Origin of the sequence: Psychrobacter sp. CAL346-MNA-CIBAN-0220, from assembly GCF_040309805.1 — a bacterium.
In the GTDB taxonomy this organism is placed as follows: domain Bacteria; phylum Pseudomonadota; class Gammaproteobacteria; order Pseudomonadales; family Moraxellaceae; genus Psychrobacter.
On the sequence record NZ_JBEOPF010000314.1, the window covers coordinates 1 to 270 of the forward strand.

Here is a 270-nt window from a genome sequence, read left to right on the forward strand (position 1 = left end):
GTACACGTGCAAGCGCTACACTGTAACCCAGTGTTGGTGAAAAAGTGCCAGAAGTAATAACACCTTCGCCACCATCAACAATTACTTTAGAGCCACTGCGCAAGATACCTTTTTCTTCTAGCACTAGGCCTACTTGTTTATCAGTGCTTTGCTCGGCGCGTTGTTGTACTAGTACATCACGGCCAATAAAGTCACGGCTTTGTGGTTCCCATGCAATAGTCCAAGCCATGTTAGCCGCTAGTGGCGATACACTTTCGTCCATATCTAGGC

At 47.0% G+C, this 270-nt stretch carries 1 protein-coding gene; it reads right to left on the minus strand.

Features of this window, described 5'->3' with window-relative positions; genetic code table 11:
* The coding region (locus AAEY88_RS13785; RefSeq protein ID WP_350563292.1) for a glycine cleavage T C-terminal barrel domain-containing protein at positions 1 to 229 on the minus strand (229 nt) is incomplete at its 3' end.
* Positions 230 to 270: the final 41 nt, after the last annotated feature.